General features: G+C 34.1%; 13 protein-coding genes and 1 pseudogene. 11 read left to right on the forward strand and 3 right to left on the reverse strand.

Annotated elements, in window-relative coordinates; genetic code table 11:
• Positions 1–51: 51 nt before the first annotated feature.
• Complete coding sequence (locus SPB_RS02280; protein ID WP_003103691.1) at positions 52–1,743, forward strand: carboxylesterase family protein; 1,692 nt, start codon at positions 52–54, stop codon at positions 1,741–1,743.
• Between the two features lie 30 nt (positions 1,744–1,773).
• Here the strand turns inward: SPB_RS02280 and SPB_RS02285 are convergent, their stop codons facing one another.
• A complete protein-coding gene (locus SPB_RS02285; RefSeq protein WP_003102850.1) occupies positions 1,774–2,700 on the reverse strand; it encodes an AraC family transcriptional regulator in 927 nt (308 codons plus the stop codon).
• A 559-nt stretch (positions 2,701–3,259) separates the two neighbouring features.
• On the opposite strand from SPB_RS02285, the gene SPB_RS02290 reads away from it, so the two are divergent.
• The 10 genes from SPB_RS02290 to radC all read left to right on the forward strand — a co-directional run bounded on the left by SPB_RS02290 (position 3,260) and on the right by radC (position 13,595).
• Complete coding sequence (locus SPB_RS02290) at positions 3,260–4,747, forward strand: family 1 glycosylhydrolase (RefSeq protein WP_003105623.1); 1,488 nt, start codon at positions 3,260–3,262, stop codon at positions 4,745–4,747.
• Positions 4,748–4,818: 71 nt separating this feature from the next.
• Positions 4,819–5,433, forward strand: coding sequence for an SGNH/GDSL hydrolase family protein (locus SPB_RS02295; protein WP_003104376.1), 615 nt, complete (start codon positions 4,819–4,821; stop codon positions 5,431–5,433).
• 28 nt (positions 5,434–5,461) lie between these two features.
• A complete protein-coding gene (locus tag SPB_RS02300) occupies positions 5,462–6,313 on the forward strand; it encodes a Cof-type HAD-IIB family hydrolase (RefSeq protein WP_003104375.1) in 852 nt (283 codons plus the stop codon).
• Positions 6,314–6,448: 135 nt separating this feature from the next.
• Positions 6,449–7,915 (forward strand): glycoside hydrolase family 1 protein, encoded by a 1,467-nt coding sequence (locus SPB_RS02305; protein WP_003103308.1) that lies wholly within the window; start codon positions 6,449–6,451, stop codon positions 7,913–7,915.
• A gap of 67 nt (positions 7,916–7,982) precedes the next feature.
• Positions 7,983–8,597, forward strand: a complete 615-nt coding sequence (locus SPB_RS02310) for a histidine phosphatase family protein (protein ID WP_003106087.1) — start codon at positions 7,983–7,985, stop codon at positions 8,595–8,597.
• 1 nt (position 8,598) lies between these two features.
• The gene (locus tag SPB_RS02315) at positions 8,599–9,216 is read left to right on the forward strand and encodes a histidine phosphatase family protein (protein ID WP_003104859.1); all 618 of its coding nucleotides are present in this window, start codon (positions 8,599–8,601) and stop codon (positions 9,214–9,216) included.
• Positions 9,217–9,234: 18 nt separating this feature from the next.
• Entirely contained in the window at positions 9,235–10,164 is a 930-nt protein-coding gene (locus SPB_RS02320) for an AEC family transporter (protein ID WP_003105211.1), read from the forward strand.
• 26 nt (positions 10,165–10,190) lie between these two features.
• Positions 10,191–11,630: a 6-phospho-beta-glucosidase gene (locus tag SPB_RS02325; protein ID WP_003105914.1), complete on the forward strand. Its 1,440-nt coding sequence runs from the start codon at positions 10,191–10,193 to the stop codon at positions 11,628–11,630.
• Between the two features lie 113 nt (positions 11,631–11,743).
• Positions 11,744–12,868 carry an AI-2E family transporter gene (locus SPB_RS02330; RefSeq protein ID WP_003104468.1) on the forward strand — a complete coding sequence of 375 codons (1,125 nt, stop codon included), beginning with the start codon at positions 11,744–11,746 and terminating at the stop codon, positions 12,866–12,868.
• A 46-nt stretch (positions 12,869–12,914) separates the two neighbouring features.
• Positions 12,915–13,595, forward strand: coding sequence for a RadC family protein (gene radC, locus SPB_RS02335; protein ID WP_003105348.1), 681 nt, complete (start codon positions 12,915–12,917; stop codon positions 13,593–13,595).
• Positions 13,596–13,601: 6 nt separating this feature from the next.
• Here the strand turns inward: radC and SPB_RS10985 are convergent.
• Positions 13,602–14,310: pseudogene (locus SPB_RS10985) on the reverse strand (gamma-glutamyl-gamma-aminobutyrate hydrolase family protein).
• Complete coding sequence (locus tag SPB_RS02345) at positions 14,307–14,951, reverse strand: redox-sensing transcriptional repressor Rex (protein ID WP_003105900.1); 645 nt, start codon at positions 14,949–14,951, stop codon at positions 14,307–14,309. Before SPB_RS02345 ends, SPB_RS10985 begins: the two are co-directional and overlap by 4 nt.
• Positions 14,952–15,055 lie beyond the last annotated feature (104 nt).

Consider the following 15,055-nt stretch of genomic DNA (forward strand, 5'->3'; position numbering starts at 1 on the left):
CTAATTATTATTAGGTATTTTCTAAAACAAATAAGAAAGCGATTACATAAAATGGAAGTGAAAAAATTTACCATTGGGATAGCATCAATTGCTTTGACTTTAATTTTAGTTGCCTGTCAAGATTCAACAAGTAAGAATGAACATGCGGAAACTTTTAAAGCAACTGTTAATAAAACTATTGTTAGTGGAAAAATTAAAGGGCATATGGATAAAAAGAATGATGTTATTGAATGGTTGGGTGTGCCATATGCTAAATCTCCAGTCGGTGAGTTGAGATGGAAAGCTCCTCAAAAAGCTGACAAATGGGAAAAGACAAAGGATGTGAGCAAGTATGGAGATACAGCTATTCAGTTTTCTAATGGAGAGGTTAAAGGTTCAGAGGATGCTCTGAATTTAGACGTAGTTAGACCTAATAATTCAAAAAAAGATTTGCCTGTCGTAGTTTATCTTCATGGGGGTAATAATCAATCTGGAACCAGCCAGGAAATTAAGGGAAATACAATTGTCAATGATATTGATGCTGTGTACGTTTCTGTTAATTATAGACTGGGAGCATTAGGATTCAATCCATTAGAAGCTTTAAAAACAGGTTCTAAAGAAGAAAATTCTGGTAACTATAGTTTATTGGATATTGCAGCTGCTCTTGATTGGGTAATGGCTAATGCAGAAACATTCGGAGGAAATAAAGATAATATTACGTTAACTGGTTTTTCAGCAGGTGGACGAGATGTAATGGCAACTCTTATTTCACCGATTTTTAAAAATAAATACAATAAAGCTATTTCTTTTAGTGGAGGAATGACACTTGCTGACAATGATGTCAGTCAAGAAATATTTGCAAAAGCAATTGCTCCATTAGCCGTTGAGGATAAGAAGAAGGATACGGTTGAAGCTGCTCAAAAATGGCTTTTAAGCAAAGATAAAGCTGTAGATGATTACCTTAATAGCATTAAAGCAGAACGATTAGCACCTTTAATGGGAAATGCTGGGATCCGTATGTCTGTCTTTCCTCATTTATATAAGGATGGCTATGTCATTCCAAAAGAAGGATTTGAGACTAGTAAATATAATGATGTACCTGTAATGTTAGTTACAGGAACCAGTGAGTTTTCAATGTTTGCTGCATTTGACAAAACGTTTATGGAAGATTTTATGTCTGGTAATCTTTTTAAGGATCAAGAAAAATTAGCTGAGTTTAATTATAGTAAAACATATGGAAGTCAACTATATAGACTATCAAATGGTGTTGATAGTGCTAAGCAAATGGCTAACAAGTATAAATCTCCAATCTATGTGACTGAAATTGCTTATGGAGATAATAAAGAGGTTACTCCAAAATTAAGTCAATCACTTGGTTCGTTCCATGGTATCTTTGAACCAATGTTACAAACACCATCTAATTATAAGGACTTTATCGGAGAATCCTTTGAAAATGATGGTGCCAAAGAAATGTCTAAACAATTCAAATTATATTTAAAAAGTTTTATTGAAAATGGAGATCCTAATCAAGCTAAATTACCAAAGTGGGATGATTTTACTAGTGATAATCAAGTATTATCAATTGATGCTGACAAGTCAAAATCAAAAATCATAGCAACAAAAGATCAAGAAACCGCGGATGATATTTTGTTAAAAATGAAAAATGATAATACTTTAACACAAGAACAAAAAGAGGACTTAAATAAAAATGTCTTAAATGGTCGTTGGTTTAGTAATCCAATTGATAGTTTATACAATAAATAATCAAAAAATAACTTCTACTTTTTGTAGAAGTTATTTTTTGATTTTTGGTGGATTTATCAGTGTGCGACTTTCTTTAGGTTTACTAAATTTTTTTCGGTATTGACTTGGGGTTAAAAGGTAATAACTTTTGAATTGGCGGTTAAAGTTTGAGAGATTATTAAAGCCCACTTCATTAGCTATTTCCAAGATTGAATTAGTCGAATTAACTAACAGTTCACAAGCTTTGCTTAACCTAACTTGAATGACGAACTCTGTACAGGATGTGCCAGTGTGTTGCTTAAATACAGTCATAAAGTGAGTCTTGCTATAACCAATAAAGTCCGCCAAAAAGTCGATTGTTAAATTCTGGTGATAATTGTTATTGATGTAGTCAATTAATTGACGAATTTTTTCATTTTTACGATAAGTATCATCAGTTGTTTTTCTAACAACATAGCGATGGAAGTATAGTAAATAGATAAATTCATGTAATTTAGACTTTAATAATATTTCAAAATGTCGACTCTCTACTTTAGCCAATTGAAAGATATCAAATAAAGTTTTCTTTATTTCTGTATAACCAGGCATGTTTGGCTTGATGCAATGGACAAACTTATAGACACTGTTCTGTAAAGGTTGTAAGTAGTGTAGGCTGACTTGATCAACATTTGATAGACCAATCATATCTAAGTGAAATTGAAAAGTATCCATGATATGTTTTTCTTTATTAATTGGATGAATCGAATGCATGCCATTTGGGCGCACTAAAATAATATCCCCTTCTTGACTATTGAAGAAATCGTAATCAATATGGTATCGAGCTGTTCCTTCATAAATATATGAGACCTCTAGCTCAGGATGCCAATGAAAAAGAATATCCGGTCGACCATTTTTTACTCTAGTATGAAAATAGCGATAAGGTAATAAATGTTTCTTTTGTTCATAATATTGGTTAATTGGTAATTTGGATACTAACACAGTTTGGCCACTTCCTTGTATATTCGTATAATAATATTATAACAGTTTGTTTTTAAAATAATACAAAAAACTTATGTTTAGTCAATTTTTAATATAAAAAACAACCAATGACAAAAATTAGCATACTGATAGCTGACTTGGACTATACCAATTTGAAAAAAATATGTGAAACTATAAAATATTTTAATAATAATATAAAAGAAATTTTTATAATTGTGAATAGTAAATAGGATAGTATCAGAAATTAAAATAATAGTGTTAGCTCTGTCGCCTGAACTTTCATATACTTAATTTATGTCATGAAAAGTTGGCTCCTTATGATGACATAAAATAAGACTTAAAATTATTTTTATCTTACAGATAGTTTTTGGAAGATAATATAATAATTAAATCAAAATGCACTGGGCACTTAATCTCCGTCCTAGTGTTTTTTTTGTTAGAAAATAAATTATGGATGGCTTTGCTCATGGGATAGTATTAGTATTTCATAGGATATGCGTGGATATATTACCAATAAACAAGTATACTACAAGCATTACTAAGAAAGTAGGAATTTCTAATGACAACAACACAATTTCCAGAAAACTTTTTGTGGGGCGGAGCTATTGCCGCAAATCAAGCTGAAGGTGCTTATAAAGAAGGCGGACGTGGGTTAGTTCAAACTGACGTTACGACTGGTGGATCTTCAACCCAATCACGTTTGGCAACTTACATTGATAAAGATGGTAATCCAGGGGAATTGCCATCAATGGGTCATACAGCTAAATTGCCTGATGGTGCTAAATTTGCTGTTTTAGAAGATCATTACTATCCTAATCATGAAGCTGTTGATTTTTATCACCGTTATAAAGAAGATATCAAGCTTTTTGCTGAAATGGGCTACAGTATCTTTAGATTATCAATTGCCTGGTCACGTATTTTCCCAAATGGTAATGATAGTGAACCTAATCAAGATGGTTTAGATTTTTATCGTGGTGTTTTTGAAGAGTGTCGTAAATATAATATTGAGCCATTGGTTTCAATTTGGCATTTTGACACACCACTTGCCTTGGAAGAAGATTTTGGTGGTTGGACCAATCGTGCTTTAGTTGATTTTTATGCAAAGTATGCTGAAACTATCTTTAAGGAATACAATGGTCTCGTTAAATATTGGTTAACTTTCAACGAAATCAACAATACGGTTATGTTCCTTGACATGTTTGGCGATTCTGCTAAAGATGAAGAATATCAAGATGCTTATCAACATTTACATCATCAATTTGTTGCCTCTGCAAAAGCCGTGGAGATCGGGCATAAAATTAACCCAGATTATATGATTGGGAATATGATTTGTGGTATTACATTTTATCCAGCAACATGTGATCCTGCGGATATCTTAGCAACTGAACATAAGTGGCAACAAAGTATTTACTACTGTGGCGACGTTCAAGCAAAAGGTAAATATGGCACATACACAAAACGTTTATGGCAAGAACATAATGTAGAAATCAAAATGGAAGAAGGCGATCTTGAATTACTTGAAAGAGGGAAAGTCGATTTCTACACTTTCTCATATTATATGTCTAACAACGTGACAACACATGAAGTAACAGATAAAGTGGAAGGTAACTTCTCTGCCGGTGTCCGTAATCCATATCTTGAATATTCTGATTGGGGATGGGCACAAGATCCAACGGGATTGCAGTATTACCTTGAAAAAATGTATGACCGTTATGATTTGCCAATGATGGTCGTTGAAAATGGACTTGGAGCCTTTGATACAGTAGAAGAGGACGGAAGCATCCATGATGATTACCGTATTGACTATCATAGATCTCACGTTAAAGCCATGTCAGATGCTATTGCAAACGGTGTTGATTTAATTGCTTATACAACTTGGGGATGTATTGATATCGTCTCTGCCGGGACAGGTGAAATGCGTAAACGTTACGGATTCATTTATGTCGACAAAGATGACCAAGGTAAGGGGACATTTGACCGTACACCAAAGGATAGCTTCCACTGGTATAAAAAAGTTATTGCCTCAAATGGACAAGATTTAGGATAACGTTTACATTTAGAATTGCTGTGCTGACCATCTCTAATTTTGATATACTAGATATATCAAAGGGGGATATTATGCTTGAAACAGTTTCTAATGAACTATTAGCCTACCAAGAAGACCGCTTAGACAGCTACATAGAATTAAACAAGACTATGGCTCGCGCAGGTATTGTTTTTGTTGGTGATTCAATCATTGAATTTTTTCCATTAAAAAAATATTTAGGGCGAGATGTACCAATCATTAATAGAGGTATTGCAGGGACGGATAGTACTTGGTTACAAGAGCACTTACATGAGCAAGTCTTGGCACTAGAGCCTGAAAAGGTCTTTATCTTAATTGGGACTAATGACATTGGTCTTGGAAAATCAAATCCAGAAATTAAAGAAAATATTTTAGATATATTAACCGAAATCCACTCTGAAAATCCCTATATTAAGGTTTGTTTGATGTCAGTTTTACCTGTATCAGAAGATATAAAATATCAAAATACGGTTAAGGTGCGAACAAATCAGGTAATTGATTCCTTAAATGCTGATTTACAAACCATACCAGGAATTGAGTTTATTGATTTAGCTACTATTCTGAAAGCTGGTGGTAGTGGTTTAGCAGATGATTTTACCAAAGATGGTCTTCATTTAAATCTTTTAGGTTATCAAAAAATTTCACAAATCTTATTAGAATATGTATAATTGAAGCAAAAAAGGGAAAAGTATTTTTATGACAATCAAATTAATTGCCTCAGACATGGATGGTACTTTCTTGAATGATAAGGGTACCTATAATCGTCAAAAATTTGAAACAATTTTAAAGCAACTTGATGAACGTGATATTAAATTTGTCGTAGCTAGTGGTAATAATATGGATCGATTAAATTTGATTTTCAAGGGCTTAACAGATCGCTTGGATTTTGTTGCCGAAAATGGTGCACATGTTATTTTTAAGGGTGAAAATTTAAAACGTCATAAAATAAATGCTAAAGATGTGACTCTTTTTTTAGATTACTATAAAGACTTTCTTGACCGGTATGCTGTAATGGTATCTTCTAAAGATAAGTCTTATATGCAAAAGAATGCAAAATTACCAACAGCTATGGCAATTGACCCTGAAGAGTTTCATCAATTTTTCTTGAAAATTAAACAAGTTGATGATTTTTCAGAAATTGATAAACATCAAGTCTTAAAGATTACTATGATGTTACCTGAGGAAATTTGCGATGCAGTAATTGCAGATTTTAATGATAATTTTCCTGGTGACCTAACTGCTGTAACCAGTGGTTTTGGTGCGGTCGATGTGATTCAAACTGGCATTCATAAGGCGTGGGGTCTTCAATTATTAATGGATAAATATGATATTAGTAGTGATGAGATAATGGCCTTTGGAGACGGTGGTAATGACATTGAGATGTTGAAATTAGCTAAATATTCTTATGCAATGGAGAATGCTCCGCAATCTGTCAAAGATGCTGCCAAATTTATTGCCCCTCATCATCATGAAGAAGGAGTTTTGCAAATTCTTGAGACCTTTTTGGTGCAAGTGAGTGCAGAAGAGGATTCTGACTTTAATACATAAAGGAAAAACTGAGCTCTGCTCAGTTTTTTTATCTATCTAGAGGTAGGAGGATAGTATCATATATCCAGAGGATGTTATAGGAAATCAGTATTAATTCATGATAATATTATCATAATACTAAGGAGGATTTCGAAAATGGCTAGAGAATTTCCGAAAGATTTTTTATGGGGTGGTGCGACAGCTGCTAATCAAATTGAGGGTGCATGGAACGAAGGTGGTCGTGGTCCGGCAACTTCAGATACTTCTAGAGCTGTTGATCCAAAAGATCGTAAATCAATGGGTAGTGAATTTTTAACACCAATGAATCGTGAAAAATTGGATTTTGCTTTAAATGATAAAGAAGGTTTGTACCCAAAACGTTGGGGTTCAGATTTTTACCATCATTATAAAGAAGATATTGCTTTAATGGCCGAAATGGGCTTTAAAACATACCGTATGTCAATTGCTTGGTCTCGTATTTTCCCAAAAGGTGATGAAACAGTACCAAATGAAGAAGGACTAGCTTTTTATGATGCAGTCTTTGATGAGTTAAACAAGAATGGGATTGAACCATTGGTTACTCTATCACATTATGAATTTCCAATTCACTTAGTTACAGAATATGGTGGGTGGAAAAACCGTAAAATTGTTGATTTCTTCGTTCATTATGCAGAAACTGTCTTTGATCGATATAAAGGTAAAGTAAAATACTGGTTGACTTTCAATGAAATTAATATTCTTGGAATGACTGGATACCTTTCAGGTGGTTTATTATTTGAAGATGGTAAACTTGATTTAGAAGAAATGTACCAAGCTGTTCACCATCAATTTATTGCATCAAGCTTAGCAACGAAACGAGCTCATGAGATTGACTCAAATAATAAAGTTGGAATGATGCTTGCACGTATGGAATCATATCCTGCAACTTGCCATCCAGATGATGTAATGGAAGCAATCAAAAAAGATCATGAAAATCTCTTTTTTGCAGATGTGCAAATTCGTGGCAAATATCCAACTTATATGACACGATTCTTCAAGGAAAACAATATTAACTTAATTATTGAAGAAGGCGATAAAGAAATTCTAGAAAAATATCCAGTTGAATTTATGAGTTTTTCTTACTATATGAGTTCAATCACTCGTAGTCCTAAAAACCAAACTTATGAACAAAAAACCGGTGGTAATTTGATTCTTGGAGAAGCAAACCCTTACTTGGAAGCATCTGATTGGGGCTGGCAAATTGATCCTGTTGGATTACGCGTAACCTTAAATAAACTTTATGACCGTTATCAAATTCCACTCTTCATTGTTGAAAATGGATTAGGTGCCATAGATAAGCTTGAAGAAGATGGAAGTGTACACGATGCATATCGGATTGATTACCTACAAAAACATATTGAACAAATGTATGAAGCCATTGAAGATGGTGTTGAACTAATGGGCTATACTATGTGGGGTTGTATCGATTTAATTTCTGCTTCAACTTCAGAAATGTCTAAGCGTTATGGTTTTGTCTATGTCGATGCTGACGACCAAGGAAATGGCTCATTTGATCGTTATAAGAAGGATTCATTCTATTGGTATAAAGATGTCATTGCTAACCAAGCAAGAAATATACTGTAAGTTAGTTGAAAAATTTGTTCTTTAAGAAGGAACAAATTTTTTGAAGATATGAAGGGTAAGGTATTAAATGACAAAAAAGCTATATTTAATGAGGCATGGTCAAACATTGTTTAATGTCCAAGATAGAGTTCAAGGGGCATGTGACTCTCCTTTGACTGAATTAGGAATTCAACAAGCTTTGCAAGTCAAAGATTATTTTTTAAAGAATAATATCTCATTTGACGAAGTTTATTCTTCGACTCAAGAGAGGGCGACAGATACAGCAAGATTAGTATCTGAACAAACAGTGGTCCAATTAAAAGGGTTGAAGGAGTGGAACTTTGGTTCATTCGAAGCGCAACCAGAAATGCTTTTGCCAAAATCAAATCCGGATGCTGATTCCTTTGAAGACTTATTAGTTCCTTATGGTGGTGAATCAGCAGATACTGTTGGAAAACGCGTCAAAGAAACAATTATAGATACTTTAGTCCAGTCAACTGCAGAAAAAGTGCTTATGGTAACCCATGGTGGTGCTATGTGGGCACTTAGTTTAGAATTAATGATTCCATTCCCTCACCGTTATAGAATTGGGAATTGTGCCATTTGTGAATTCGAGTTTGAGAATAATGAGTTAAGATTTAAACGGATTATCCAATCAGATCAGGATTTTAAAATTTTCTATTTTGATAAAAAGGAGAATTAGATTGTTAAAACGATTTTATTTAATGCGTCATGGTCAAACTTTGTTTAATGTACAAGGTCGTATTCAGGGAGCATGTGATTCTCCCTTAACAGATTTAGGTGTCGAACAAGCTAAAAATGCCAAAGAACACTTTGAAGAACTTTGTCTTAGCTTTACACACGTTTATTCTTCACCACAAGAACGAGCTTGTGACACTGCCGAAATTGCTAGTGGTCGAACAGATTTAATCCGTTTAAAAGGGTTGAAAGAATGGAATTTTGGAACATTTGAAGGTCATCAAGAATACCTCAATCCGCATTTACATAAAGAAGACGGGTCTGGCTATCGAGATTATTTTGTAGCCTATGGGGGAGAATCAAATATTCAAGTCTATGAACGAATGGATAAAACAATACGTGAGGTTTTAGACCATTCTGATGAAGCAGACATTAACTTATTGGTCAGCCATGGTGCGTCGATTACACAATTTTATCGTCACAAAACAATCCAGCCACCAACTTTAGACAAACGCATGTCAAATTGTTCCATACTCGAGTTTACATATGATGGAAAAGACTTCCAAGTCCAATCAGTTTATAACCCATATGACCAGGAGTATGTCTACCAAAGAAATAATTAAAGGGAGAATTTAACATTTATGCAAGCATTTAATACATTAGCACCTGTTTTCTTCATGCTTACTCTCGGCTACTTAGCCAGACATAAGCAGTGGTTAACAGCAGATCAAAAGGCAGGAGCTAATGCCTTAATTTTCACCATCCTGTTTCCGATTCTGATTTTTCATCTCATCATGTCAGCGGAAATCAAAGCATCTACTTTTCCAATTTTACTCTACATATTTATTGCATTTCAATTGGCAATGGTCCTAGGAAAACTGCTCAAAGGATTTATTGGGGAGTCACATGCACACTTTGCACATTTCTTATTACCGACCGTTGAAGGCGGAAGTGTTGCCTTGCCTTTATATTTGTCCATCGTCGGCGTTTCCAGTAATACGGTTATATTTGACTTAGCTGGCGCAGCCACAGCATTCTTGGTTATACCAATCTTGGTATCCAAAGCAAGTGCATCGAATGCTTCGCTAAAAGAATTAGCAATCTCTACAATAACCCATCCGTTTTTAATTGCAATTGGTCTTGGCTTAGTAGCTAACGCTTTTCATCTTAATCAGTTAATTAGTCATGCTCCCTTTGGAGATGCTTACTTTGGCATAATTGAAAAAGCAACCTCTCCAATTGTTGGGACTATACTCTTTATTTTAGGATATGACTTACAATTTGACCCAGAGACTTTTAAGTCAATTGGGAAACTCTTATTGGTTCGAGTTGCTATCTATAGTTTAATTATTGCTGGATTCTTCTTACTATTTCCAGTACTAATGGAAAACAAGGAATTTAAGATTGCTGTTTTATTATATTTCATGTGTCCTACAGGATTTGCCATGCCAGCAATTATTATGCCAGCCTTTAAGTCTGTAAAAGATGAACTCTTTTCAGCAACCTTTATTTCGTTATCACTTATTGTCACACTAGTGGTTTATACTTTACTAGTTGTCTTTATGGCTTAGGCCAGTTTATTTTAAAAGGAGAGAATATGTCAAATCAAGCAAAATTTCCTAAAGAATTTCTTTGGGGAGGTGCAACAGCTGCCAATCAATGTGAAGGTGCTTACGATGTCGATGGACGTGGTTTAGCTAACGTTGACCTAGTTCCAATTGGTGAAGATCGTTTCCCAATTATTGCTGGTGAAAGAAAAATGTTTGACTTTGAAGATGGCTATTTTTACCCAGCAAAAGAATCAATTGATTTCTACCATCATTACAAAGAAGATATAGCTTTATTTGCTGAAATGGGCTTTAAAACGTACCGTATGTCAATTGGCTGGTCACGTATTTTTCCTAATGGTGATGAAACTGAACCAAATGAAAAAGGTTTAGAATTCTATGAAAATGTTTTTAAAGAGTGCCGTAAATATGGTATTGAACCGCTTGTAACAATCACTCACTTTGATTGTCCAATGCACTTAATTGAAGAATATGGTGGATGGCGTAACCGTAAGATGATTGATTTCTACGGAAACCTATGCCATGTTATTTTTAACCGTTATAAAGGTCTTGTTAAATACTGGTTGACTTTCAACGAAATTAATATGATTCTTCATGCACCATTTATGGGAGCAGGTATTTGTTTTGAAGAAGGCGAAAATAAGGAAGAAGTAAAATTTCAAGCTGCCCATAATGAATTGGTGGCGTCAGCCTTAGCAACTAAGATTGCTCATGAAGTAGATCCTGACAATAAGGTCGGATGTATGTTAGCTGCTGGGCAATATTACCCAAATACTTGTGATCCAAAAGATTACTGGGCTGGTATGAAAGAAGATCGTGAAAATTACTTCTTTATCGATGTTCAGGCGCGTGGTTATTATCCAAATTATGCTTTGAAGAAATTTGAACGTGATAATTTGAATATTGAGATGACTGAAGATGATTTAGCTTTGTTAAAAGAACATACAGTTGACTTCATTTCATTCTCTTATTATTCAAGTCGTGTTGCTTCAGGAGATCCAAAGGTAAATGAGGAAACACAAGGAAATATCTTTGCTTCAATTAAAAATCCTTACTTAGATTCTTCTGAATGGGGATGGCAGATTGACCCACTTGGACTTCGTATTACAATGAATGCCATTTGGGATCGTTATCAAAAACCACTGTTTGTAGTTGAAAATGGACTCGGTGCTATTGATACGCCTGATGAAAATGGTGATGTTGAAGATGACTACCGTATTGACTATCTTCGTCAACATATTCAAACCATGAATGATGCTATTAATATCGATGGCGTTGAGTTATGGGGCTATACAACTTGGGGTTGTATTGACTTAGTTTCAGCAGGTACAGGTGAAATGAAAAAACGTTATGGCTTTATTTATGTAGATCGTGACAATGACGGAAACGGAACTTTAAAGCGTACTAAGAAAAAATCATTTGATTGGTATAAAAAAGTTATTGCAAGTCAAGGTACTGATTTAGATTAACAAATTGTCCTTAGTCTTTTTAAAATACTGGAAGTCGATTATTCGGCTTCTTTTTAATCCAATTGTCGAGTTAATATAGAGAAATAGTGTATAATGATAGGAAAGGAGTAATGATGAAATTTGAAAAAAAACAGGTCTTAAATTTAGTCCTACTATTTGTAATCTGTTATGCTATAAAATCAAATTGGGAGATGGGCTCAAATGTAATAGAAACCATTTATCGAACTAGCTTACCTTTCCTGTATGGAGCAGCCTTAGCTTATGTCGTCAATATTGTGATGAGCACCTATGAAACTGGTTTAGGTAGACTGATAAAAGGAGAAAAATATGCTAGCTTAAAAAGGGCAATCTCAATGATTCTAGCTTACTTAACCTTCTTTACACTTTTAACTTGGATTATTTCTATTGTTATTCCAGATTTAATTGCTAGTTTATCATTGATGCTTCAATTTGACACAGCATCTATTAAAACAGTGGTTCATGACTTAAGTCACAATCAATTGATTGCAAAAGCCATTAAATATGCTGGAGGTGTTTCTGAAATAACAAAAACAATTTCAAACTACAGTCACCAATTACTACAACAATTATTATCAGTGTTTACAAATATCTTAACTTCAGTAACAATGATTGCATCAGCAGTTATTAGTTTATTTGTCAGTTTTGTATTTTCACTTTATGTTTTGGCCAATAAAGAACAATTATGCCGTCAAGGTAATTTACTAGTGGATACATACACTGGTATTTATGCACAACGGATTCATTATTTTGTTGGCTTACTTCACAGTCGCTTTCATGGTTTCTTCGTTGGACAAAGTATTGAAGCAATAATTTTAGGCAGTTTAACTGCACTTGGTATGTTTATCTTGCAAATTCCTTTTGCGGCAACTATTGGTGTCTTAGTTGCTTTTACAGCATTAATTCCAGTTGTAGGTGCTTATATTGGGTTAGTTATTGGATTTATATTAATTATGACGCAATCTATGACTCAAGCTATTATTTTTGTTGTTTTCTTAGTCGTATTACAACAATTTGAAGGTAATCTGATTTATCCACGTGTAGTTGGTGGCTCTATCAAACTTCCAGGGATGTGGGTATTGTTAGCAATTACAATTGGCGCATCATTAAAAGGAATTATTGGGATGGTTGTAGCTGTTCCTTTAGCAGCAACCTTCTATCAGATGATTCGGGACAATGTTGAAAAAAAACAAGCTATTCAAAAAAAACAGGTTTCTTAAGGAAATCTGTTTTTTTTTCGAATAATTTGATAGAAGGAGAAAATATATGTACAACATTAAAATTGAACAAGAATCACTAATGCCAAGAGAAAGACTTGTCAGCCTAGGGGCTGAAATGCTAAGTAATCAGGAATTATTAGCTATTCTATTGCGAACTGGGAATAAAGAAAAACCAGTAATGGAATTATCTGCCCATATCCTTTCTGGATTAGATAAACTATCTGACTTTAAAAAGTTATCTTTGCAAGAACTACAACAGTTGGCAGGAATTGGAAAGGTCAAATCAATTGAGATAAAAGCGATGATCGAATTAGCTAATCGGATTCAAGCAAGTGAAGAAAAGATTGAAGGACAACTTTTGTCATCCCATCAAGTTGCTCAACGGATGATTAGACTGCTTGGAGAGAAAAAACAAGAGCACTTAATGACTATTTATTTAGATACCCAAAATCGGATAATTGAGGAAAAAACCATCTTTATTGGGAGTGTGAAACGCTCAATAGCAGAACCTCGAGAAATCTTACATTATGCCTGTAAAAATATGGCAACTAGTTTAATTGTTGTCCATAATCATCCTTCTGGATTAACGAACCCAAGTGAAAATGATTTTCATTTCACTGAAAAAATAAAACAATCATGCGACCAAATTGGAATAACCTGTTTGGATCACATCATCGTTGGAAAGAAAACATATTATAGTTTCAGAGAAAATACACAAATTTTTTAATAAGTATTAATAAGTATTAATAAAATAACTAAATAACTGAACATCAGTATCTGATTTTTGTTGAAGTAGCTCAGGATGCCATTGAACACCAATGAAATTAAGTTTTGGATTGCTTGAAATAACAGCCTCTACAGTATTATGTCTCGGGTCTGATAGCAATGATCTCCAGACCTCTACCAAGTTCTTTAATACTTTGGTGATGAAATGAATTAATCAAAGCTTTTTCACAATAAATATCCTGTAAAAAAGAGTGCTTTTTAGTTACCATTTCGTGGTATTGAGAATCGGATGGTCCATTTTGCCAATGATTTAGTATATTTTGATTAAGTGTGCCACCAAGGATAACATTCATTAATTGCATGCCACGACAGATTCCAAAAATTGGTTTACCTTGCTTCAAAGCTTCTTTGATTAAGGCAATTTCATAGATATCTCTTTCATATAAGAAATCATCATTGAAGGCATTTTTTTCTTCTTTGTAAAAAGAAGGATCTACATTTTGACCACCTATTAAGATAATTTTGTCTATAAGGGAGACATAGCGTTGAGCAAATTCCTCATCACCAATAGGGAGAAGTAGTGGAATGGCGTCTGATTTAATTACTGCATCAAAAAAACCTGCATAGGCATAGGTCCAAGGCAGGTCATCTAAAGCAGTATTTAGTCGTTGATTGGCAGAAATGCCAATAATTGGCTTAGTCTTACTTACTCCTATAATGTATCGTTTTGATTCATAAAGTAAAGTAAAGTTTGTAATTCACTAGTTAGGTCCACATACTGTACAATAATTCCTTTAGGAACATTTAAGTGAACTGGAGAGAAGCAAAGAATACCTCTTATTCCTGAAGCAATAAGTTGGTCCGCAACCTCTTGTGCATGATCACTTTGAACAGTTAGGATTGCAGTTTCAATCTCTGTGTTTTTAAGCTGCTCTTTAATTGATGAAATACCATAAATAGGAATACCATCTGAAGTTGATGTTCCAACAATTGGATTATCATCAGTATCAAAGCCCATGGCAATTTGCATTTTATTGCGATCATGGAAACGGTAGTGTAGTAAAGCCCGACCGATATTACCTACCCCTACAATGATGACATTTGTCGTTGAGTGGTCATTAAGTAGGTCGGCGAAGAAGTTCATTAATTTTGTAACATCATAGCCAAATCCACGACGGCCTAATTCACCAAAATATGAGAAATCACGACGAACAGTTGCTGAGTCGATACCCATAGCATCTGCAATTTGTTTTGAACTCGCCTTTTCAACTAGATCAGCATGAAATCTTTTAAATATTCGGTAGTAGAGGGATAAGCGTTTTGCAGTCGCTTTTGGAATAGATTTGTCGATAACCACGGTAGTAGCTCCTTTAATATAATAGACTGATATAATTCTGTTACTATTGTAACAAATACTTTGTGAAAATTGCAACGTTAAAATTTGAAATACAGTAAAAATTA

The organism is Streptococcus parauberis NCFD 2020, assembly GCF_000187935.1.
GTDB classification, from domain to species: domain Bacteria; phylum Bacillota; class Bacilli; order Lactobacillales; family Streptococcaceae; genus Streptococcus; species Streptococcus parauberis.

Bases quoted from the DNA above. Each gene is read 5' to 3' on its own strand.
- SPB_RS02305 (WP_003103308.1), top strand. From the start codon at position 6,449: ATGGCTAGAGAATTTCCGAAAGATTTTTTATGGGGTGGTGCGACAGCT.
- SPB_RS02310 (WP_003106087.1), top strand. From the start codon at position 7,983: ATGACAAAAAAGCTATATTTAATGAGGCATGGTCAAACATTGTTTAAT.
- SPB_RS02325 (WP_003105914.1), top strand. From the start codon at position 10,191: ATGTCAAATCAAGCAAAATTTCCTAAAGAATTTCTTTGGGGAGGTGCA.
- SPB_RS02300 (WP_003104375.1), top strand. From the start codon at position 5,462: ATGACAATCAAATTAATTGCCTCAGACATGGATGGTACTTTCTTGAAT.
- SPB_RS02280 (WP_003103691.1), top strand. From the start codon at position 52: ATGGAAGTGAAAAAATTTACCATTGGGATAGCATCAATTGCTTTGACT.
- SPB_RS02295 (WP_003104376.1), top strand. From the start codon at position 4,819: ATGCTTGAAACAGTTTCTAATGAACTATTAGCCTACCAAGAAGACCGC.
- SPB_RS02320 (WP_003105211.1), top strand. From the start codon at position 9,235: ATGCAAGCATTTAATACATTAGCACCTGTTTTCTTCATGCTTACTCTC.
- radC (WP_003105348.1), top strand. From the start codon at position 12,915: ATGTACAACATTAAAATTGAACAAGAATCACTAATGCCAAGAGAAAGA.
- SPB_RS02330 (WP_003104468.1), top strand. From the start codon at position 11,744: ATGAAATTTGAAAAAAAACAGGTCTTAAATTTAGTCCTACTATTTGTA.
- SPB_RS02290 (WP_003105623.1), top strand. From the start codon at position 3,260: ATGACAACAACACAATTTCCAGAAAACTTTTTGTGGGGCGGAGCTATT.